Annotated in this window: 18 protein-coding genes and 1 tRNA gene; 9 read left to right on the plus strand and 10 right to left on the minus strand. The window is 63.1% G+C overall.

The features are described from left to right. Positions 1 to 43: 43 nt before the first annotated feature. Positions 44 to 763, plus strand: coding sequence for a DUF4200 domain-containing protein (locus G7Y51_RS04375; protein ID WP_165175162.1), 720 nt, complete (start codon positions 44 to 46; stop codon positions 761 to 763). A 195-nt stretch (positions 764 to 958) separates the two neighbouring features. On the opposite strand, the gene G7Y51_RS04380 is transcribed toward G7Y51_RS04375, so the two are convergent. Beyond that, positions 959 to 1,183 (minus strand): SlyX family protein, encoded by a 225-nt coding sequence (locus G7Y51_RS04380; RefSeq protein ID WP_165175163.1) that lies wholly within the window; start codon positions 1,181 to 1,183, stop codon positions 959 to 961. A gap of 241 nt (positions 1,184 to 1,424) precedes the next feature. Here G7Y51_RS04380 and G7Y51_RS04385 point away from each other — a divergent pair, with 241 nt between their 5' ends. Continuing rightward, a complete protein-coding gene (locus G7Y51_RS04385) occupies positions 1,425 to 1,826 on the plus strand; it encodes a diacylglycerol kinase (protein WP_165175164.1) in 402 nt (133 codons plus the stop codon). Positions 1,827 to 1,873: 47 nt separating this feature from the next. Here the strand turns inward: G7Y51_RS04385 and G7Y51_RS04390 are convergent, their stop codons facing one another. The 5 genes from G7Y51_RS04390 to G7Y51_RS04410 form a co-directional block, all read right to left on the minus strand. Further along, a complete protein-coding gene (locus G7Y51_RS04390) occupies positions 1,874 to 3,667 on the minus strand; it encodes a YgiQ family radical SAM protein (protein WP_165175193.1) in 1,794 nt (597 codons plus the stop codon). Positions 3,668 to 3,992: 325 nt separating this feature from the next. Next, positions 3,993 to 4,418: a calcium-binding protein gene (locus tag G7Y51_RS04395; RefSeq protein WP_165175165.1), complete on the minus strand. Its 426-nt coding sequence runs from the start codon at positions 4,416 to 4,418 to the stop codon at positions 3,993 to 3,995. A gap of 160 nt (positions 4,419 to 4,578) precedes the next feature. Continuing rightward, positions 4,579 to 4,980, minus strand: a complete 402-nt coding sequence (locus G7Y51_RS04400; protein ID WP_165175166.1) for a hypothetical protein — start codon at positions 4,978 to 4,980, stop codon at positions 4,579 to 4,581. A 65-nt stretch (positions 4,981 to 5,045) separates the two neighbouring features. Next, positions 5,046 to 6,311 carry an AMP-binding protein gene (locus G7Y51_RS04405; RefSeq protein ID WP_165175167.1) on the minus strand — a complete coding sequence of 422 codons (1,266 nt, stop codon included), beginning with the start codon at positions 6,309 to 6,311 and terminating at the stop codon, positions 5,046 to 5,048. Between the two features lie 423 nt (positions 6,312 to 6,734). Then, complete coding sequence (locus tag G7Y51_RS04410) at positions 6,735 to 8,093, minus strand: ClC family H(+)/Cl(-) exchange transporter (protein WP_241160128.1); 1,359 nt, start codon at positions 8,091 to 8,093, stop codon at positions 6,735 to 6,737. A 352-nt stretch (positions 8,094 to 8,445) separates the two neighbouring features. Between G7Y51_RS04410 and G7Y51_RS04415 the strand changes: the two genes are divergently transcribed. Beyond that, a tRNA-Phe gene (locus tag G7Y51_RS04415) sits at positions 8,446 to 8,521 on the plus strand. Between the two features lie 436 nt (positions 8,522 to 8,957). Then, positions 8,958 to 9,767 carry a YkgJ family cysteine cluster protein gene (locus G7Y51_RS04420; protein ID WP_165175169.1) on the plus strand — a complete coding sequence of 270 codons (810 nt, stop codon included), beginning with the start codon at positions 8,958 to 8,960 and terminating at the stop codon, positions 9,765 to 9,767. A gap of 112 nt (positions 9,768 to 9,879) precedes the next feature. On the opposite strand, the gene G7Y51_RS04425 is transcribed toward G7Y51_RS04420, so the two are convergent. From G7Y51_RS04425 to G7Y51_RS04435, 3 genes are all read right to left on the minus strand, one after another. Next, entirely contained in the window at positions 9,880 to 10,782 is a 903-nt protein-coding gene (locus tag G7Y51_RS04425; RefSeq protein ID WP_165175170.1) for a DNA polymerase III subunit delta', read from the minus strand. Positions 10,783 to 10,862: 80 nt separating this feature from the next. Continuing rightward, positions 10,863 to 12,140, minus strand: coding sequence for an adenylosuccinate synthase (locus G7Y51_RS04430; protein WP_165175171.1), 1,278 nt, complete (start codon positions 12,138 to 12,140; stop codon positions 10,863 to 10,865). Positions 12,141 to 12,374: 234 nt separating this feature from the next. After that, a complete protein-coding gene (locus G7Y51_RS04435; protein ID WP_165175172.1) occupies positions 12,375 to 12,740 on the minus strand; it encodes a hypothetical protein in 366 nt (121 codons plus the stop codon). Positions 12,741 to 12,952: 212 nt separating this feature from the next. On the opposite strand from G7Y51_RS04435, the gene G7Y51_RS04440 reads away from it, so the two are divergent. From G7Y51_RS04440 to G7Y51_RS04450, 3 genes are all read left to right on the plus strand, one after another. Beyond that, positions 12,953 to 14,230 carry an IMP cyclohydrolase gene (locus tag G7Y51_RS04440; protein ID WP_165175173.1) on the plus strand — a complete coding sequence of 426 codons (1,278 nt, stop codon included), beginning with the start codon at positions 12,953 to 12,955 and terminating at the stop codon, positions 14,228 to 14,230. Positions 14,231 to 14,359: 129 nt separating this feature from the next. After that, positions 14,360 to 15,976: a cobyrinate a,c-diamide synthase gene (locus tag G7Y51_RS04445; RefSeq protein WP_165175174.1), complete on the plus strand. Its 1,617-nt coding sequence runs from the start codon at positions 14,360 to 14,362 to the stop codon at positions 15,974 to 15,976. Further along, positions 15,969 to 17,216 carry a glycosyltransferase family 2 protein gene (locus G7Y51_RS04450; RefSeq protein ID WP_241160129.1) on the plus strand — a complete coding sequence of 416 codons (1,248 nt, stop codon included), beginning with the start codon at positions 15,969 to 15,971 and terminating at the stop codon, positions 17,214 to 17,216. Before G7Y51_RS04445 ends, G7Y51_RS04450 begins: the two co-directional genes overlap by 8 nt. 225 nt (positions 17,217 to 17,441) lie before the next feature. On the opposite strand, the gene G7Y51_RS04455 is transcribed toward G7Y51_RS04450, so the two are convergent. Next, positions 17,442 to 17,876, minus strand: a complete 435-nt coding sequence (locus G7Y51_RS04455) for an MbtF (RefSeq protein ID WP_165175175.1) — start codon at positions 17,874 to 17,876, stop codon at positions 17,442 to 17,444. A gap of 89 nt (positions 17,877 to 17,965) precedes the next feature. Between G7Y51_RS04455 and G7Y51_RS04460 the strand changes: the two genes are divergently transcribed. Together G7Y51_RS04460 and G7Y51_RS04465 are read left to right on the plus strand one after the other, a co-directional pair. Then, positions 17,966 to 19,156: a pyridoxal phosphate-dependent aminotransferase gene (locus G7Y51_RS04460; protein ID WP_165175176.1), complete on the plus strand. Its 1,191-nt coding sequence runs from the start codon at positions 17,966 to 17,968 to the stop codon at positions 19,154 to 19,156. A 62-nt stretch (positions 19,157 to 19,218) separates the two neighbouring features. Then, a complete protein-coding gene (locus tag G7Y51_RS04465; protein ID WP_165175177.1) occupies positions 19,219 to 19,638 on the plus strand; it encodes a rhodanese-like domain-containing protein in 420 nt (139 codons plus the stop codon). Positions 19,639 to 19,828 lie beyond the last annotated feature (190 nt).

A 19,828-nucleotide genomic window follows, 5' to 3' on the forward strand; every position in this document is an offset into this window, starting at 1 on the left:
ACGCATCAAAGTAAAAAATACGATCTCCGAGGAGGAGGCCGCCATGTCTGATAGTGATCGCAAAGTGTTTCCCGTGGAATCGGTTCTGGCCCTGGTGGTGGGCAAAGAGGGCGTGGACGTTAAGGATCTCGCCGGCTATGTGGTGGGGCGCTCCGTTGCCTGCGACTGCTGCGCCAGGGCCGTAGGGCCGTTTGCCGCGGCGTGGCTGGCCCGCTGGTATCCGAAATTCATGGATCTGACCTGGAGCGAGGATCAGTCCTGGGAAGGTTTTGTCAGCCGCGCCAGGGGCGCGCTGGGCGACAACATCTCGCTGACGCCCATGGACGGCCGCACCAGGGCCCTTGCCGCGCAGACGCTGGACTGCCTGGCCGAGACCTATGGCAGCCTTGTGACGCAAACAGCCGCGGCCGCGAAGCTGGAAGAGCGCGTGCGCGCCCTTGAGCCTGCCGAGGCCAGAGCCGAGGCCTTGCAGAAAAAGTGCGACGAGCTGGAAGCGAAAATCAAGTCCCTGAATACGGACATGGGCGGCCTGCGCAAACAGCTTGCCGAGTATCAGGGCAAAGTGGCCGTGAATCATGACGAGCTCATGCAGACTATCAAGGACGCCATCAAGGACGGCCTCAAAGGCATGGTGGTGGGCGGCGCTGCCGCAGGAGCCGCCGCTGCCGGGGCCGAGGAGGCCGCGCCCGCGGCTCAAAGCAGCGTGCCGGATGACTTCGGCTTCGGTTCTTCCGGCAGTGACGCCGACGGATTCGGCTTTTAGAGCGTTTTGCTCATGAAATGATCTAGAGCGGTTTGCTGTTGAAAACGGCAACCGCTCTAGATCATTTTCTCTTTGAAAATGCTCTGCTGACGCGAAAGCGGCAGCCGCCGCAACGCGGCGTACATTCAGGCGAAAACCGCGTTTTTCGCCTGAATGCCACCTTTGACTTTCATAAAAAGTTAAAGATAATCTGCTCTAGTAGCGCTCCGGCATAAAGTGCGGGGGCGGGGCGTTTTCAGGCTGATCGGCCAATTTGTCGCGCAAGAGCCGGATGACTGCCAGCGCGTCGGCGACTTGCTGCTCCAGCCTGTCCAACTGCTCCTGTTGGAGCGTGAGCGCGTCGTTGAGTTCCCTGAGCTGCTCTTCCTGAAAAAAGCTGAGCTCTTCCAGGCGGGTAAGGCGATCTTCGGCCTCAGACATTTTTTCTCCTTGCAGGCTGAGGGGGCTTTTTACCGGCTGCAATCCGGGCAGGTGCGGAAAGAGCGCATGTTACCTTTGAAAGGCTCTAGAGCAATTTCACTTTGAAATTGCTCTGGCGGCCGCGGGAGCGGACGCCCGCGCCGAATGAGCCTGAAAACCACGCTTTTCAGGCGAAATGATGGCAGCGCCGCTTTTGAAATTGAATAATTTCAAAAGCAAAATGCTCTAAAGGTACACAGCCATGACTGAGCAAACACCGCGCAATCTTCGCAATGATCTGAAGGGGCGTTCCGGCCTGCGGCGGCTCTGGAACGCCTGTCTCTATTCCTGTGACGGCTTTGGTGCCGCCTGGCGGGACGAGCAGGCATTTCGCCAGATCGTCTGGGGCTGCGTGTTCGGTCTGCCCCTGGCTTGCTGGCTGGGCCAGACCTGGGGGGACCGCGCGCTGCTCAGCCTGGTGCTGCTCATTGCCCTCCTGGTGGAGCTCCTGAACAGCGCCATTGAAAACGTGGTTGATCGTATCTCGCCGGATCTGCACCCCTTGTCCAAAAAAGCGAAGGACATGGGCAGCGCCGCGCAGCTCATTGCCCAGATGGGCATCCTTCTGGTCTGGGGCACATATGTGGTCTCCCGTTTTCTGTAGAGCATATTTCTTTTAGAGCGCTTAGCGAATTTCCTTAGCAAAGCGCTCTAGCCTGAGCCGGAACGCGGCCTTTTCCGCCGCTCTGCAGCGCGTGGGGCCTGGCGTTCGTCAGAACCGGCGAGCGTGGACATGAGGATGCGATGCTGGCGCAGGCGGGCAGCGTCGGAGCGGGCCACATAAATGGCTTCCCCGCTTTCGTCCCGGCCGCAATAATACATGGCCGTGGCAATGGTGCCCGGCGTGGGGATAAAGCACTGGGTCTGGCGCGGGCTCCAGCGGCGCTGCCGCAGCCAGCGGGCCAGGATACGCATATCCTCGTCCGTGCAGCCGGGAAAGGCGCTCATCAGGTAGGGCACCACATATTGCTCGCGCCCCGCGGCCCGGCTTTGGCGCGCGAAGCTTTCCAGAAATTGTTCAAAAACCGCGAGCGGCGGTTTGCGCATCAGGGCCAGCACCGAGGGCGCGCAGTGCTCCGGGGCTACCTTGAGCTGGCCGCCGGTAAACTCCCCGGTATAGGCGGCCAGGGCATCGGGCTCGCGCAGCGCCAGATCCGCGCGCACGCCACTGGCCACGCGCACCTGCTTTACGCAGGGCAGGGCCGCTGCCGCGCGCAGCAGTTCCACATGTTTGCGTTGCGGGGTCACAAAAGCCTTGCACACAGAAGGGAAGCAACAACTGGAGCGGCGGCAGCCGCCGGCATGAGACGCGGCGCCGCCCTGCGCAGTTCCCGCGTCCAGGGCGCAATGTGCCTGCCACATATTGGCCGTGGGGCCGCCCACATCGGAAATCGCCACCGGTCCTTTGCCCCGCGCCATGTTTTCCGCTCCCAGGCGCTTCGCTTCGGCCAGAATGGACGCGGCCGAGCGTGAGCTGATTTTTCGTCCCTGGTGCAAGGCCAGGGAACAAAAGGAGCAACCGCCGCCGCAGCCCCGGTGGCTGGTGATGCTGGTGCGCAGCATTTCCGCGGCCGGAATGGGCTCCGTATAGGCCGGATGAGCCTCCCGGCAAAAAGGCAGGCTGTAGAGCTCGTCCATTTCCGCTGTGCTCAGCGGCGCTGCCGGAGGAGCCAGCACCAGAGCGCGGCCCTGGACAGGCTCAAAGGCCCAGGCGTCGCCGCGGTGTACCTGGCGCTCCAGCTCTTGCGTAAGTCTGAGCAATTGCTCCGGTTCCGCCAGAAGGCGTTCATGGCCGGGCAGAGCAATGCCCGGTGCAGCGGCAAGCGTTTCAGGCAGATTGGCCGGGCGGCCGTCGGCGTCCAGCCTGTCGATCCAGGCCGTGCCCGGAATGCCCGGCAGATCGCGCCCCTGCTCCAGTCGACGGGCGCATTCCAGAATCGCGCGTTCGCCCATGCCCCAGATCAGCAAATCTGCCTTGGCGTCCATGAGCAGAGGACGGCGGAGGGTGTCGGTCCAGAAGTCATAGTGGCTGACCCGGCGCAGGGAGGCCTCAATGCCTCCCAGCACAACGGGCAGGCCCGGAAAAGCCCGGCGCGCCAGATTGGCATAGACCAGGCAGGCCCGGTTGGGCCGCGCCCCGGCTTTGCCGCCCGGGGTATAGGCGTCGTCATGACGTTTTTTGCGAAAGGCCGTGTAATGGGCCAGCAGAGAATCCAAAGCCCCGGCGCTGACTCCGGCGAACAGGCGCGGCCGCCCCATGACCAGAAAATCATCGGGCGTGTCCCAGCGGGGCTGGGCGATCAGGCCGGTTTTAAAGCCGTGCCGGATCAGCCAGCGCGCCAGCAGCGCGCAGCCGAAGGATGGATGATCCACATAGGCGTCGCCCGTGATCAGCAGCACGTCCAGCCCGTCCCAGCCCAGGGCGCGCATTTCCGCGGCGGACATGGGCACAAAGCGCGGCTGGCCGTTGGCGAAGGCATGCTGGGCCCGGCCGTGGGGCTTGCCTGACGCGGGCTCTCCGCCGCCCGCAGCCTCGGACGCCTGGCCGTGCGGAAAATCCGGGAAGACGGGCCTGCTTTGGGGCTGCAACGCGTTGCGGCGGCCCCGTGCCGCTTTTCCACGGTCACACGGAGCGCGTGCCGCGCTGTTGCGCGGGCCCGAAGCGGAAGCGGCGGCCGCTTCAGGCCGCCGCTGCGTGTCATCCGCGCCTTTTCCGTCCGTTTGCGGTTCCACAAGCCGCCAGGGAACGGGAAAGGGCGGAGTCTTGGATTTATCGGCCATCAGGCGGCGTCAGCAAAGGCATGTTGGCGCTGTTCGGCGGGGGAATAATCGGATCGCCGGGCATATTGTTCATCCGCACGCCCTGTGTCTTGGCGGCCGGGGGCATAGTGCCCGGTCTCATGCCTGCGGCGTGATCCTTGCTGAAGATTTCCCATTCCTCACGCACCACAACGCCGTCGCCGTTTTTGTCGATGGACTTGAAGGCCTCTTCCCGCATACCGGGAAAGGTGGCCATGAATTCCTCAAGAACCACCTTGCCGTCGTTGTTCTTGTCCATTTCAGCGAATTTGTCCTTGGGGGCCGTGCCTGGCTTTTCCGCGGCCAGGGCGGGCAGGGCCAGCAGACTCAACAAAGCCAGCAGGCCGAACATCTGCCAGAAGGCCGACAGATCAGGCAAACGCAATAAACGCGTCATAGTATGCTCCTTGTAAGGCAACCAAACGGTTGCGGTTATCTCTAGGCAGCGATCTCAAGATCGCGTGCGGCGGGGATGCCGGTCGGCTTCAGCCCGCCCCATCCAGTATCCTTTAATCCGGGCGCGCTGTCCAGTCTTGCCGTGAAGCGGCGCGGGCCGCTCAGGCGAAATTTTCCCCTTCGCGCTCCACGCGCTCGATGAAGAGCAGCAGGTTGTCGGGCTCGCCTTTTTTGTGATCGTCCGGGTAAAGCAGGGCGGACATGTAAAAAACGGACTTGAGCTGCAAGGCGGTGCGCGCGCTGCCTGAAAAGCGCTCCAGAGCCAGGGCCAGATTGAAGCGCGGCTCGCCGGGCAAGGGCGCGAGCAGAGGCTTGGCCTGCTCGCTCAACGCGGCCAGCAGCTCGGCTTTTTCACGCATTTTTTCAGTATAGCCGGGGATGTCGCCTTTTTCCAGACGTTGCAGGGCCTCGCGCTCCACCGTCATAATCGTGGCGTGCCGTTCCCTGAGCCATTGGATAAGCCGGGCCAGGGCCTCGCCTCTGGCGGTGGTCTGCTCGCTCATGGCCTTCTCCTTTGCGTTGGGGACAGGCAAAAGCCCGGCCGCGAGCCGGGCTTTTGCAAGGTCGGTCAGTCCCAGTGGCGTTTGTCTTCAATGGGCCGGATCTGCGGGGGCAGGCTGCCCGGAGCCAGAATGCGCAGATCGGGACGCAGTTTGATCTTTTCGCGGAACTGGTGAAGCAGTTCTTCTTCGCGTTTGAAGCCGCTGGTTTCGATGAAGAGCGTCATTTCATCAATGCCGCCCGGATTGGTGACCTCGATCTGCCAGCGTTTGATCTCCTCAAAGCGGCTCATGACCTGCTCGACCTGATGCGGATAGACGAACATGCCCATGATCCGGGCCGTGGTGTCCACGCGGCCCACAATGCTGCCCAGGCGCGGGCTGGTCCGCCCGCAGGCGCAGGGGCTGCGGTCGATGTAGGAGAGATCGCCCGTGGCCAGGCGGATCAGCGGATAGGTCTTGTTGAAGGCCGTGACCACGATTTCGCCCACTTCGCCGTCCTTGAGCGGGATGCCCGTATCCGGGTGGCAGATCTCCACATAGCAGCGGTTGGCGATGTGCAGGCCGACCTTGTGGAAGCACTCATAGCCGATGCAGCCCACGTCCGCGGTGCCGTAGCCCTGGCGCATGATCAGATCGTATTTCTTTTCCATCTGGGAACGCATTTTTTCCGAGAGGCGCTCGCCGGTGACAAAGGCCACTTCCAGAAAGAGATCCTTGCGCAGGTTAAGGCCCTTTTCTTCGGCTTTCTGGGCCAGATGCATGAGAAAGCTGGGCGTGCCCACATAGCCGGAAACGCGCAGCTTCTGCATGATGTCGAGCTGGGTGGCCGCGTCGGACGGCCCGGCCGGAATCACCGCGCAGCCCAGATTGCGCAAGGGCTCCTCAAACATCAGGCCCGCGGGCGTGAGCTGGTAATTGAAGGTGTTCTGCACCGCGTCGCCGGGGCGGAAGCCCACGGAATAAAAGGCCTCGGTATAGCCCCAGTAATCCTCTCCGCGATCTTCGGGATCAAAGATGGGACCGGGCGAAAGAAAGATGCGCTTGAGCTCGCCGATGTCCTTGGTCAGAAGCCCGCCCAGGCGCGGCCCCATGGACTGCAGAAAGATCAGTTCTTTCTTTTTCAGGATGGGGATGTGTTTGATATCCGAAAGGGTTTTGAATTTTTCAACATTGAACTGCGCGCGATCGAAACGTTTTTTGACGTCTTCGGAATAGCGGTAGGCATACGAGAGCAAGTCTTTAAGCTGGATCAGGCAATACTGACGGCGCTCGCTTTCATCAAGCACTTCGCGGCGGCTGTATATGCCTTCTGTACGGTCTTTACGGGTCATACCCACTCCAGATGGCCGATGTTAGAGAACACTAAGGAAGCAGAACATAGCCACTCCATTGGGAAAGCGCAAGTCTTTTTTATAAAAATTAATAATTTGCATGAGTTATGCAAATACACAGCAGAGCGGCGGGCGCGCTCTTGCGCTTATTTTTTCCCGCCGGTTCGCGCCAGACGTGGGCGTATCGCGCGCAGCCCGGCAAGAGGCTGCGGCCTTTCTTCTAGAGCAGATTACCTTTGACTTTTTCTAAAAGTCAAAGGTGGCATTCAGGCGAAAAACGCGGTTTTCGCCTGAATGTACGCCGCGTTGCGGCGGCTGCCGCTTTCGCGTCAGCAGAGCATTTTCAAAGAGAAAATGCTCTGCGCTCCGGCCAGGCTCGGCCAAAGCCGCGGAGGCAGGAAGATCCGTCGTGCGGCAACTGCCCTACCCCGCTTTTCCGCGTTTGATCCGGGCCTGATGCGCCTTTTCCAGGTTCACGGCGCGTTGCTTCAGGCTGTCGTACACCGGCTGCGAACCCAGGCTGTTGGCGGTCAGGGCGGCTATGTAGGTCGCCACCAGCACCGCCGGGATGTTCTGGAAAGAGTTGGTCATTTCGATCACCAGGGCCGCGCCCGTAAGCGGCGCGCGCACCGTGGACGCGAACAAACCGGCCATGCTCACGAGAAGCACCGTGGCAATCTGATCCGGACTGATGCAGGACAGGGAAAGCAGCATGGAAGCCACGCAGGCGCCGGCAATGGCCCCGCCGAGTAAAATGGGCATCAGCAGGCCGCCGGACACGCCCGAGGCCGAACTGACGCAGGAAAAAAGAACTTTGACGCCGAGCAGCAGCAAAAGCGCGCTCAGGGGCAGGGGCAGCTTTTCCAGGGCCGGGGCGCTCACCCCGAAGCTGGCCAGCACCTGCGGATAAAAGTAGAGCAGAAGGCCGCTGAGCAGAAAGGGGGTCAGCACCCGCAAGGGCTGCGGCAATCGCGAGCGGTCGGCCCAGAGCACCATGCGGATCAGGATGCCGTTGTACAGCACGCCCAACATGCCGGTCACAGCACCGAGCAGGGGCACGATCCACCATTGCAGCAGACTCAGGAGTTCCGTGCGGCTGAAAGGAAAGATCAACCCGAATCCGAAGAGCACCTGGATCACAAACCAGGCCGCAAAAGCCGCCACGGACGTGAAGATCAGCATGGGCGCGCTGATCGGGGTCTTCATTTCCTCAAAGGCGAAACAGAGCCCGGCAGCGGGCGCGCCGAAAGCCGCGGTCAGCCCGGCCGCGCTGCCGCCAATCAGATAGCGCGGCATTGTCGCGGCCCGATCCTCGTGCCAGATGTGCCCCACACCGCAGCCCACGGCCGCGCCCATCTGGATGCAGGGCCCCTCGCGCCCCACGGACAGGCCGCCGGTCAGGGAAACCAGGGTGGCCAGAAACTTGGCCCAGATCACCGTGGCCCAGCGCATGGGCAGATGCCCGGCCACAGTAAGTTCCACCTGAGGAATGCCGCTGCTTGCGACCAGAGGCTCATAGCGCAGAAAAAGCCAGGCCAGGGCCGCCAGGACGAACAATGCGGCGAAAATGCTCGCGCCCACCCACGGATCGGCCAGGCTGTGGCCCTCCACATAACGGACAGTCAGAATGTTGATCAGGTCAAAGGCCCGGCGGAACAGGCCGATCACCGCGCCGGTGATGCCGCCGGTGAGCAGGGCCTGCAGCAAAAGCTGCCAGACGCCCATGGTGCGCAGGGCCTGCAAATCTCGCAGGGTGGGGGGGATAAGAGTGTGAAAGGCCACGAAAAAGCTCCTTGCGGGTGCTGCAACGTAGAGAGAAGTATGGCCGGAACCCGCGCAACATTCAAGTTTTCCTGCGCAATGGGCCCGACGCAGTGACAGCGGGCACGTCTGCATCCGCCCGGATGCCAGGGCATTTCCCCCGGCCGTGGCCAGCCCCTGGCCCTGATGCGCCGCGCACGCAGCACGATCCCTCCCCGGCTGCTTTTACCTCTTCCGTGGCAATATGGCGATATTTTTGAAGATATTTTTTTAGATGCCCCTGAGGGGGCCAATTTGTCAAAAAGGGCTTGCCAAAGCCGGGGCAAGCGGGTACAAGACATCTTCATCCACAGTGGCGCGCTGGCGCCCAAAAGCCGAGGTAGCTCAGTTGGTAGAGCAGGGGACTGAAAATCCCCGTGTCGGCAGTTCAATTCTGTCCCTCGGCACCATCTGAAAATCCCACAAAGTCCCGCAAGAGCCAGAAAGCCTTGCGGGACTTTGCTTTTGCGGATTTTCATTATCTCGCCACGTCTCGTCAGGCAGCCCTGGCCGCCATGTTGTCCCCTTGATTGATCCGTGTTTGCATCTTACATGTATACGGATCCTGGAGGCTGCCCCTGGACGATCGGCAGAACCAGGCCATAAGCAACGTGAATCGTGTATCCGAACATCCTGCGCCGCCTGTTGCGGCAGAGCGCGCAGCGTCGGGCGTCGGAAAAAGCAGCGGATTTTTGTTTTGCGCGTGCTCGACCGTCGAAAATGCAGGCCTGTCTTTGGCCGGGCGCGTACTGGCGCTTCTGAAAACAGCCGCCCGCAATTTCGGTCAGGATTGCTTGAATGTGAGGACGCGCTCAACGGGCGCCGCGGCGCAGAGGACGACAGGCAATGACGGAATGGGATGCAAAAGATGCGGCGCTTCCCTGCGAAAGCGCGGCGGAACGCGCGCTTTCCAAGGCCGCGTACGGGTATTTTTTTTCTCCGGACGCGGCCGGGCTCACCTTGCTGGAGCGGCATGTCCGTGGCGAAAAGGCCGAGGGTTTGCGCGCCGCGGCGCTGGTCATGCAGGCCGCCAATGCCGAGCTTGACGAGGAATGTCGGGAGATTGGCGCGATCTTCGCCCGGCAGGGCCAAACCCTGGCCTGCGGCCCTGGCTGCACGGGCTGCTGTTTCCAGCTTGTGCTCTGCACTCCTTTTGAAGCCGCGCTGATCGGCATGTACATGCGGCCGCGCCCCGATCTTGGGGCTTTTTTTCTCAAGTCCCACCAAAAGTGGGATGCCGCCACAAAGGATTTCCGGGAAAGTTATCTGGCCTGGGCAATACAACGCTACAGAAACGGCGTGAACGACGGCACGCATTGTCTGCTGGATTATTATCTGGCCTGCCCTTTTCTGGACAACGGCCGCTGCCGCATCTATCCGGTCAGGCCTTATGCCTGCCGCAGTTGCGTGGCCGTGTCCGGGGAATGCCGCAGCCCGACGCAGCCGGGCGAAAAACCGGGCATGCATAATATGGAACTCGCCGCGTACACCCCGCACAAAAAGGCGCGTGAGGCCGCGCTGGCTCTTTTGTGGAAATCCGTGGGCCTTGAGCCCGCGCAGACCAGGCCGCGCATGCTGGCGGAACTTGTGCGGCTTTGGCTGGAGTCGGGCGCTGCCGCCGTGCTCAAGGCCTGCGCAGCGCAGCGGGAAGAGTGAGCCCCCTGCCGATGTTGATCATGCGCGCCGCGCGCCGTCAGGGCTGCCGCAGAAGATGCGTCAGCTCTGCCTTGGCTGAAAAGCGCCTGCGCGAGATCGGCCTGCCGCAGGGTCAGGGCTGGGAGTCGGGCCCGCGCAGCACAAAAAGTCTGGCGGCCAGAGCTTCCAGCACGCGGCTTGGGGTGACGCCGTAGCGCAGGGCCTCCTGCGCTTCCGCCAGCCAGTGGCCGCAGACGGCGCGGCCGCGCGCGTCCAGGGTTGCCAGGGCCGCGTCCAGGGGGCGTTCCGCCTCCCCGGCCAGCACCCGGGCAAGGGCTTTCTGGCAGCAGAGCAGCAAACGCCCGGCCAGGGCCGCGTCTACAGCGCCCCTGGCGGAAACGCGCTCCAGAAAGCCGCGCCCCTCGCGCAAAAAAACAGCCAGGGCTTCTTCCCAAGGGGCCAGGCTTGCGTCCTGCGCGCGGCTGTCCGGCCAGGGCAGGGTCAGGCAGAAAGAGCGGGAAACCAGCGTGGGCAGCAATTGCTCGCGCTGCGGCGCCAGCAGCACGAAAAGCGTGGAGGGCGAGGGTTCTTCGAGGGTTTTGAGCAGGGCGTTGGCCGCCTCATCGCGGGTCAGGCTCAGCCCCATGAGCAGCACCACCCTGCGCCCGGCGCCGTGCGGCGCGTCGCGCAAACGGCTTTTCAGCTCGCGCACCCGCTGCATGTTGAAAGCCCGCACAAGTCCGGGATTTTCCTCATCCTCGCGATTGCCGATGCGCCCGTCATAGGCGCAGAGATCCAGATATTCGCCGGAAGCGATCTGCATGCAGATCGCGCAGCTCAGGCAGGGGCTTCGGCTTTCCCGCGCATGGGGGCAGTTGCAGCGGCAGGCCCAGTAGCGGGCCAGATCCAGGCGCTGTTCCTCGCAGCCGCCTTCCAGCAGGAGCACCTGGGGCGGCGCGTCGCCCAGACGGTCCAGAGCGCCTTTGAGGCGGTCAAAAGCCGCGTGGGCAATGGCGGGAAGCAAGGCCTGATCCATAGAAAACCCTAAGAGCCGGATGCGGCAGGGCAGGCCAATATGTGCGCCCGGCCGCGCCGCGCGGAGGTAACGCGCCTTGTTCAGCGGACAATGGTCTGTTGGCGATCCGCGCCCACGGAAATCAGGGAAACCTTGACGCCCGTCAGTTCTTCAATGCGCCGCACATAGGTCTGCACCGCAGCCGGCAGATCCGCAAACGACGAACATTGGGAAATGTCTTCCTCAAAGCCGGGCAGTTCCTCATACACGGGCGTGACGCGTTCGAGCGCGCCTTCTTCCTGCGGGAGATATTCAAAGCGCCGCTCCTGGCAGTCGTAAGCTACGCAGATCCGCAGGGCGGGCAGGTTGCGGAGCACGTCCAGCTTGGTGAGGGCAATGTCCGTGAGCCCGTTGAGGCGCACGGTTTCGCGCAGGATCACGGCGTCCAGCCAGCCGCAGCGGCGCGGGCGGCCCGTGGTGGCTCCGAATTCGTGGCCGTTGCTGCGCAGATAGCTGCCCGTGTCGTCCAGCAGCTCCGTGGGGAAGGGGCCGGAGCCCACGCGGGTGGTATAGGCCTTGACGATGCCCACAATCCGGTCGAGCCTGGAGGGCGCGACGCCGCTGCCCGCCGAGGCGTTGCCCGCCACGGTGTTGGAAGAGGTCACAAAGGGGTAGGTGCCGTGATCAATGTCCAGGTGAATGCCCTGCGCGCCCTCGAAAAGCACGTCCCCGCCGGCGTTTACGGCCTCATGGATGCGGCTTTCCACGTCCGTGAGATAGGGAATCAGGCGCGGAGCCAGTTGCAGCAACTCGTCGCAGACCGCAGCTTCATCCAGCGTGTCGTATTTGTACAGCTCGCGCAGCAGCACGTTTTTTTCCAGCAGGGCGTGACGCACTTTTTGGCGCACCAGTTCGGGATTGGCCAGATCCCCGGCGCGCAGGCCCACGCGGGCGGCCTTGTCCTCGTAGCAGGGGCCGATGCCCCGGCCGGTAGTGCCGATCTTGTGCCCGGCGCGCTTGGCTTCGCGGGCTTTGTCCAGGCTTTTGTGGTAGGGCATGATCAGATGCGCCTTTTTGCTGATGCCCAGTCGCGCGGGCGAAACGTCAATGCCCCTGGCCTTCAGGTGGTCCGCCTCGCGCAGGAAAACTTCGGGGTCCAGCACCACGCCGTTGCCGATCAGGCAGATCTTGCCTTCGTGCAGAATACCGGAAGGAATCAGGTGAAGAATGGTCTCCTCGCCCTTGACCCTGATGGTGTGCCCGGCATTGTTGCCGCCCTGAAAGCGCACAATGACCCGGCTTTGGGCGCTGAGCATATCCACGATCTTGCCCTTGCCCTCGTCTCCCCACTGTGCGCCGATGATAACCGTGTTTGCCATGACTGTCCCTGCCTGAAAGTCCGGCCGTAAAAGCGGCCTGTTGTCGTACAGCAGCAAGCGTCCGTGGCGCGCGGCTGCGCGCGGGAAAAGATCGCCGCGCAAAGGCGGATCAGGGGACGCAAGATCTTGATACTACCTACCCCGGATGACCAGGCAAGTCAAATGCCTGATCTGTGCTGCCGTGCCGCAGGCGCGGCCAATCCGGCGCTCTGGGCGCGGGAAGGGGCAGGGGAGTCAGCGATCCGAATCCGGGGCGGGCTTGACGCTTTTGAAAGGCAGCACGCGGCAGCGCCGGGAGAGACTCTCGGACCGCTCCTGAGCGCGATCCGCGTTTTCCAGGGCAAAGCCGGGCACGAGATTGTCCACAGCGTCGGCAGGAGGCTCCCCGCGCAATTGGGTCTGGCGCGACCAATAATAATTGAAAAGCTGGTTTTTCCAGCGCTTGGCCTGGATCAGCGAAAAAATCAACGCCGCTTCTTCCCAACGCTTGGTGGGTTCAAAGCGGGCCGAGGCCGTGGCGTATTTGCTCCACAGCGACATGAGCGAGGCTTCGTCTATGGCGTCCAGTTGGCGCGCCAGCCGGGCGAGCAGTTTTTCCATGTAACCTCCGGGTTCCCGTCGCCGACCTATGTATGTTGTTGCGCCGGCTTCGTCAACGCGCAAGTGCGTCAGCCCTGCCCTGGGCAAGAGCGGCTCTGGCCCTGAGAAGGCTTTTGTGCTAGGGAATGCCTTCCACGGCCGCGCAGCAGGCGGCGCAAACGTCGTTGACAGAGAGCGTGTCAAAAGCAATATGCTCTAGTACCGGAGGCAGCATGTCGGATCTCAAGGCCATGTACAGCACCGTCCACAAGGACGCTTTCCCGGAAACCATGACCATCATCCTGGGCGAGGAAAAGCTCGTTTACGAGAAACGCGTCTGGACGCTGGAGCAGGAAGAAAAAGGCCTGCGCTACGGCGAAAATCCGGATCAGCCCGCCGCGCTCTATGCCCTCAGGCAAGGTTCTCTCTCCTGCGGCGGCCTGACCTGGCGCGGTCCGGGCAACGGCATTGTCTCGGCGCTCACGGAAGGCCAGATGATCCAGGCGGGCAAACATCCCGGCAAGACCAACCTGACCGACGTGGACAACGGGGCCAATATTCTCCAATATCTCACCGAACGCCCGGCGGCCGTGATTTTGAAGCACAACAACCCCTGCGGCGCGGCCTGGACCCATGACGGCGTCGCCGCCGCGCTTGAGCGGGCCTTCTGGTGCGATCGCATTGCGGCCTTTGGCGGGGCCGTGGTGGTCAACCGGCCTTTCAGCCGCGAAGCCGCCGCAATGGTGGCCGCCAGTTATTTTGAGGTGGTGGCCGCGCCGGCCTTTGAGGAAGGCGCGGTGGAGATCCTCAAGAGCCGCAAGAATCTGCGCATCATGGAACTCCCCGGCCTTGGCCGCCTGGAAGAGCTGACCCGCTCGGCTTTTCTGGACATCAAAAGCCTGGCGGACGGCGGCATTATCGTGCAAAAATCCTTTGTAAACCGCATCCTGGCGGACGCCGACTTTCTGCCTGCCGCGGCCACGGACAAGGAGGGCCTTGAGGTGGTTGCGCGCGCGCCGGACAAGGCCGAACTGGCGGATCTGCGTTTCGCCTGGGCCGTGGAGGCGGGCGTGACTTCCAACTCCGTGATTTTCGCCCGGGACGGCGCCACTCTGGCTATCGGCACCGGCGAGCAGGATCGCGTCGGTTGCGTGGAGCTGGCCGTGCACAAGGCCTATACCAAGTATGCCGACGCCCTGGCGTTCAGGGAGCAGGGGCTTTCGCTGTATGATCTCAAGCAGAAAGCCGCAAACGATGCCTCCCTGGCCGAAATCCTGAGCGCCATAGACGCGCGCACGCGCGAGGCCCGCGGCGGCCTGATCGGATCGCGTCTGGTTTCCGACGGGTTTTTTCCTTTCCGGGACGGCGTGGACGCCGCCATTGCCCAGGGCGTCACGGCCATTGCCCAACCCGGCGGCTCGTTGCGCGACGCCGAGGTGATCATGGCCTGCAATGAGGCGCAACCGCAGGTGGGGATGGTCTTTACCGGCCAGCGATCCTTCAAACATTAGAGCGGCTTGCCGCCTTCATTGGCAAAACGCTCTGGAGACAGTCCCCGGCCTGCCACCGGGCAAAAATCTGAATGTCAAGGCAACCTGTTGCGCGTTGCCGATCATGCCAGCCGCGTTCAAGGTATCGCTATGGACAATCCCCGCTGTGCTCCTTCGCCCTTGCCGGCCTCCGTCAATGTGCCCCGGCTTTGCGTGTCCGCCTTGTCCGGCGGCGGCGGCAAGACCCTGTTGTCTCTGGGGCTGGCGCGGGCCCTGGCGGGCATGGGCGTGGCCGTCAAACCTTTCAAGAAAGGGCCGGATTATATTGATGCGGCCTGGCTGTCCCTGGCTGCGCAATGCCCGGCCACCAATCTGGACCCGTACTTTCTGCCGCCGCCGCGCTTGCGCGCGCTGTTCGCGCATGCGGTCGCGGCTGTCCGGGCCGCGCGTCAGACGGGCGCGGACGGCGCGGCCCTGCCTCTGGCCCTGGTGGAAGGCAACCGGGGCCTTTTCGACGGGCTGGACGCGGCGGGTTCCTGCTCCACGGCGGAACTTGCGCGGATTCTGGCCTGCCCGATCCTGCTCAGCCTGGACTGCACCAAGATGACCCGCACGGCCGCCGCGCTGGTACAGGGCATGCTCCATTTCGAGCCGGGTCTTTCCTTCTGCGGCGTGGTGCTCAATCAACTGGGATCGTCCCGGCATGAAAGCGCGGTGCGCCGCGCGCTGGAGCAATACACGGATCTGCCCGTGCTGGGCGCAGTGCCGCGCCTGCCGGAAAATCCCCTGCCGGAACGGCATATGGGCATTGCCTGCCGGGGAGAGACCCTGGCTGAGGATGCCGGGCGCATCCTGGACAGCCTCGCGGATCTGGCGCGCGCGCATGTGGATCTTGCGGCCGTGCTGGCCGCGGCCCGGGCGGCCCCGCCGCTGACGGTGGAAGGGCCTTTCTGGCCCGGACAAGAGGCCGGGGCGGCCGCGTCCCTGCACGCGGCAAGACCGCACAATGAAAGCAGCGCACTGACCAGCGCCGCGGCAACGGCTGCGCAAACGTCGCGGCACGCGGCCGCCGCTGCCGCGACAGCCGGGCCGCGCATCGGCTATGTGCGCGACGCGGCGCTCTGGTTTTACTATCAGGAAAATCTGGAGGCCCTTTCCCGCGCAGGGGCCGAACTGCTGTGTCTTTCCCTGCTGGATCACAGCGCGCCCTGGCCCGAACTGGACGGCCTCTACCTCGGAGGCGGCTTTCCCGAAGACAGCGCGCCGGAGTTGAGCCGCTCCCGGCATCTGACCGCGCTGCGCGGCCTCGCCAACGCAGGCGCGCCCGTTTATGCCGAGTGCGGCGGTTTCATGCTTCTGGCCCAAGGCATTGAACGCGAAGGGAGACTCTGGCCCATGAGCGGCGTTTTTCCGGTCACAGCCTGCTTTTGCCCCAAACCGCAGGGCCTGGGCTATGTGCGCGGCAGGGTGACGCGGGAGAACCCGTATTTCCCTCAAGGTCTGGAAGTGCGCGGACATGAGTTTCATTACTCGCGCTGCCACTGGAGCGGAGAAGCCCCGCTCTGCGCCCTGGATCTGGAGCGCGGCAAAGGCATGGGCCAGATGGCGGGACGGTGCCGCGACGCCCTGATCCATAAGCGCGTCTGGGCCGGCTACACGCATATTTTTGCTCCGGCAACGCCCTGCTGGGCTCCTAACTTCGTGCTTGCGGCCCGGCGTTTCAGGGAGGAACAGGCAGCCGCACGGGGAGGGAGCCGCCTTGAGTGAGACAGCGCGCGTTTCCGTGATTATCCCGGTCTGGAATCTCTGGAAGATGACCGCGGCATGTCTGCAATCCCTGGCCGGGCACACGCCCGCGGGCTTGGTGGAAGTGCTGGCGGTGGACAACGGCTCCGACGACGCCACGCTGACCGAACTGGAGCCGTTGGGCCGGGCTCTCTGGGGCGGGGCCTTCCGCCGGGTGCGCCTGCCAGAAAATCTGGGCTTTGCCAAAGCCTGCAATGCCGGGGCCCGCGTCGCCACGGCGGATCTGCTCTTTTTTCTGAATAATGACACCACCCTGACCCCGGGTTGGCTTGACCCCCTGATCCGGCTTTTTGACGATCCCGCTCTGGGCGCGGCCGGACCCCTGCTGCTCTATCCCGACGGCACTGTGCAGCACTGCGGCATTTATCTTACGCCTTTTCTGCGCGTGGGGCATCTTTACGAGCACTTTCCAGGCGATCATCCCGTGCCCCGCAAGGCGCGGCCATTGCAGGCCATCACCGGCGCGGCCATGATGCTGCGGCGAACGGTTTTTCAGGATTGCGGCGGCTTTTGCGAGGAATATATCAACGGCTTTGAAGATCTGGACCTCTGTTGCAGCCTGCGCCACAAGGGGCTCAAAGTGGCCGTGGCCGGACAAAGCGTAGTGTATCATCATGCCAGCCAGACGCCCGGCCGCTTTGCGCGCGACACGCAAAACGGCGGCCTGCTTCTGCGGCGCTGGGGGCAAAGCCTGCGCCCGGATCTGCACTATCTGGCGGCGCTTGACAAGTACCGTATGTGCATCGGGCCTTCGCTCTCCTGCTGGACGGCGCTGAGCGAGAGCCGGGAACAGGAGTTGAACGCCGCCTGCGCGGGCAGGGAGTTTGACGAAGCCGCCTGCCGGGCCCTGCTGGAGCAGGAGCCGCTGTGGCTCGGCGGCCGTTTGCTGCTGATGCAACGGCTGGAAGAACAGGGGCAAAGAACCGCGGCCCTGGCTGCGGGCATGGCGGCCCTGCGCTTTTTCCCCCAGGTTGCGATCCAGAGCCGGGTTTTGCGGCTGGCCCGCAAGGAGGGCTGGCACGACGTCCTGCCGTCCTTGATCCGCAACGTGCAGACGGAGGCGGAAGACAATGCCGATCGCTACCGGCCCCAGGTGCGGGAGGCCCGCCGCAGAGCGTATGCCGGGGGCGACATGGCGCTGGCCGATCTGCTCAACGCCTGGCTTGCGCGTTACGGAGCCGGGAAGGCGCAGGGGCTGTGAACGTGGATTCCCCCGCGCCCTCCCGGTCATTGCGGCAGATTATGCCGAAATGCGCCGACGCCCCCAAAAAACAGGCTCCAGAGCATTCTTTGATTGAAAATATCCATTTTCAATCACTGCGCTGCCATCATTTCGCGTCCAGAACGCGGTCTGGACGCTCATTCGGCGCGGGCGCCAGCTAACGCTGTCGCCAGAGCGTTCAGCTCATTTCATGAGCAAAACGCTCTATTCCTGTGTGAAACGATACAAGCGCACGGCCAGGGGCTGAATATCGCGGCCGCCCATGGCCGAGACCACAAAGGCGTAATTCCGGCTCTGCCCGGCGGGCGGGCAGGGGCCGCGGTAGTGCCTGGTCAGGCCGCCTTCCGGAATGGTGCTTGTGCCGTCATTGGGCCAGGAGCCGCCGCCGAAGAAGTTCTCCTGATCCCCGTATTCCACGAGACGCACGTCAAAATATGTCGTGCCCGCAGGAATGCCGGAGAGCTGGATCTCAGGCGAGATGCGCGAGCAACGGTGTACATCGCGCAGGCTTACGGATATGGTCATGCCGTCTTGCGCGCCGTCGGCATCGTCCTTTGCGGCACAGGCAGACAAAAGCAGAGCCGCCAGAAGCACAGGCAGCATGGCCCTTGCGGCTCCACAGGATATGCGTAAAAACATCTGAGGCCTCCATGAGCAATTGCTTTCTTCAGCTTTTGAAAGGTATAACCAATAGTCATGGCTAAGACAACAACCATCAGGAGTCGTTTATGTCAATTCTTGCCGACAGCGTGAGCGGGTATCTGGGGAATGCTTCCTGGATCCGCCGCATGTTCGAGGCCGGCGGTCAGCTCAAAGCGCGCTTCGGCGCGGAAAACGTCTATGACTTCAGCCTGGGCAACCCCGATTTGCCCGCGCCCGCCGCTGTGGCCAGAGGGTTGCGCGCCTTCGCCGAGCACGCGGAAGAGCCCTTTGCCTTCGGCTACATGCCGAACGGCGGCTATCCATGGGCCCGCGAAAAACTGGCTGCCCACCTCAGCGCGGAGCAGGGCGTCAGGCTCACCGCCGACGACGTGCTCCTGAGCTGCGGCGCGGCCGGAGGGCTGAACGCCTTTTTGCGCGCCGTGCTCAATCCCGGCGAGGAAATGATTAGTTTCGCGCCCTACTTTGTGGAATACGGCTTTTATGTGGCCAATCACGGCGGCTCCTTCAAGGCCGTCATGAGCAAAAAGGATACCTTTGCCCCGGATCTCAGCGCTCTGGAAGAAGCCCTTACCGAGAAAACGCGGGTGGTGCTGATCAACTCGCCGCACAACCCCACGGGCGTGATTTACAGCCGCAAGGATCTCATTGCGCTGGCCAATCTGCTGGAGAACAAAAGTCAGGAATACGGGCGGCCCATCTGGCTCGTGGCCGACGAACCCTACCGCTTTCTGGCCTATGACGGGGCCGAAGTGCCCTCAGTGCTGCCGCTCTATCCCTATGCCGTAGTCATCAGCTCCTTTTCCAAAAACATGTCCCTGCCCGGCGAGCGCGTGGGCTATGTGGCCCTCTCCCCCCGTTTGCAGGAAAAAGCCGAGCTCATGGCCGGTCTGACCCTCGCCAACCGCATCCTGGGCTTTGTGAACCCGCCGGTGGTGGGCCAGCATCTCATGGCCGCGGCCCTGGGCAGTCAGGTGGATTTGTCGATTTACGCGGCCCGGCGCGCTGCCATGGGCGAGGTGCTCAAAAATGCGGGCTATGAATTTCAGATGCCTGCCGGAGCGTTTTATTTCTTCCCCAAAGCCCCGGGCGGCGACGACGTGGCTTTTGTCAACGCGCTTCTGGAAGAACGCGTGCTGGCCGTGCCCGGATCGGGCTTTGGCTGCCCCGGCTACTTCCGGCTGGCCTTCTGTGTGGAGGAACGGGTAATACGCAACGCGGCCGACGGTTTTGCCAGGGCCCGCGCGGCCTGCAACTAGAGCGTTTTGCTCATTTCAGTAGCAAAGCGCTCTCACAGCATATATCCCAACGGAGAGAAACCATGCGTGCTTTGTATTCGCGGCTGTCTGTCGCGCCTTTGCGCGCCCTGGCGGGGCTTGCGGTTCTGCTCTGTCTGCTCTTTCCGGCAACGGACGCTTCGGCCAGAGACGTCAGCGTGCAGGAGGCGGCGGCGCTTCTCAAATCCCCGCCCGCGGGCCTGATAATCATTGATGTGCGCACACCCGGAGAGTTTCGGCAGGGGCATCTGCCCGGCGCGCAGAATATGGATTTTTTCGGCGGCCGTTTTGACCTCCAGCTGGAGGCCATGCCCAAAGACCGGCCAGTGCTGCTCTATTGCCGCGCCGGGCAGCGTTCGGCCGGAGCGTATGAGGCTATGAGCAAAGCCGGAGCGGCCCATATTCTGCATATGAGTGAGGGCATTGAAGCCTGGCAAAAGGCCGGTCTGCCTTTGGAAAAATAAGCTGCGGCGCGCTGCGTTTTCTGCCTCTCGCCGCGCAGGCGGTTCCACGTTCCGATGCGGGATGGCGGCAGGATTTGCAGGGGCGGATCCTGCCTCTATCCCGCGTCGGGCTGTGATCCGGCTCCGGAAAAAGGCGCGGGCAGACGCAGGCGCCTGGCATGAATACTGCTTATTTGGGGCAAAGAGGAAG

Source organism: Desulfovibrio sp. ZJ369, assembly GCF_011039085.1.
Lineage (GTDB): Bacteria > Desulfobacterota > Desulfovibrionia > Desulfovibrionales > Desulfovibrionaceae > Desulfovibrio.

Excerpts from the sequence above, each read along its gene's own strand:
- G7Y51_RS04390 (WP_165175193.1), bottom strand. The coding sequence starts at position 3,667 with ATGTCCGCCGCGGAAATGCGCGCCCTGGGCTGGGACGGGCTGGACGTG.
- G7Y51_RS04435 (WP_165175172.1), bottom strand. The coding sequence starts at position 12,740 with ATGGAAAAACTGCTCGCCCGGCTGGCGCGCCAACTGGACGCCATAGAC.
- G7Y51_RS04425 (WP_165175170.1), bottom strand. The coding sequence starts at position 10,782 with ATGGATCAGGCCTTGCTTCCCGCCATTGCCCACGCGGCTTTTGACCGC.
- G7Y51_RS04420 (WP_165175169.1), top strand. The coding sequence starts at position 8,958 with ATGACGGAATGGGATGCAAAAGATGCGGCGCTTCCCTGCGAAAGCGCG.
- G7Y51_RS04440 (WP_165175173.1), top strand. The coding sequence starts at position 12,953 with ATGTCGGATCTCAAGGCCATGTACAGCACCGTCCACAAGGACGCTTTC.
- G7Y51_RS04465 (WP_165175177.1), top strand. The coding sequence starts at position 19,219 with ATGCGTGCTTTGTATTCGCGGCTGTCTGTCGCGCCTTTGCGCGCCCTG.
- G7Y51_RS04375 (WP_165175162.1), top strand. The coding sequence starts at position 44 with ATGTCTGATAGTGATCGCAAAGTGTTTCCCGTGGAATCGGTTCTGGCC.
- G7Y51_RS04455 (WP_165175175.1), bottom strand. The coding sequence starts at position 17,876 with ATGTTTTTACGCATATCCTGTGGAGCCGCAAGGGCCATGCTGCCTGTG.
- G7Y51_RS04395 (WP_165175165.1), bottom strand. The coding sequence starts at position 4,418 with ATGACGCGTTTATTGCGTTTGCCTGATCTGTCGGCCTTCTGGCAGATG.
- G7Y51_RS04385 (WP_165175164.1), top strand. The coding sequence starts at position 1,425 with ATGACTGAGCAAACACCGCGCAATCTTCGCAATGATCTGAAGGGGCGT.
- G7Y51_RS04460 (WP_165175176.1), top strand. The coding sequence starts at position 17,966 with ATGTCAATTCTTGCCGACAGCGTGAGCGGGTATCTGGGGAATGCTTCC.
- G7Y51_RS04380 (WP_165175163.1), bottom strand. The coding sequence starts at position 1,183 with ATGTCTGAGGCCGAAGATCGCCTTACCCGCCTGGAAGAGCTCAGCTTT.
- G7Y51_RS04400 (WP_165175166.1), bottom strand. The coding sequence starts at position 4,980 with ATGAGCGAGCAGACCACCGCCAGAGGCGAGGCCCTGGCCCGGCTTATC.
- G7Y51_RS04445 (WP_165175174.1), top strand. The coding sequence starts at position 14,360 with ATGGACAATCCCCGCTGTGCTCCTTCGCCCTTGCCGGCCTCCGTCAAT.
- G7Y51_RS04405 (WP_165175167.1), bottom strand. The coding sequence starts at position 6,311 with ATGACCCGTAAAGACCGTACAGAAGGCATATACAGCCGCCGCGAAGTG.
- G7Y51_RS04430 (WP_165175171.1), bottom strand. The coding sequence starts at position 12,140 with ATGGCAAACACGGTTATCATCGGCGCACAGTGGGGAGACGAGGGCAAG.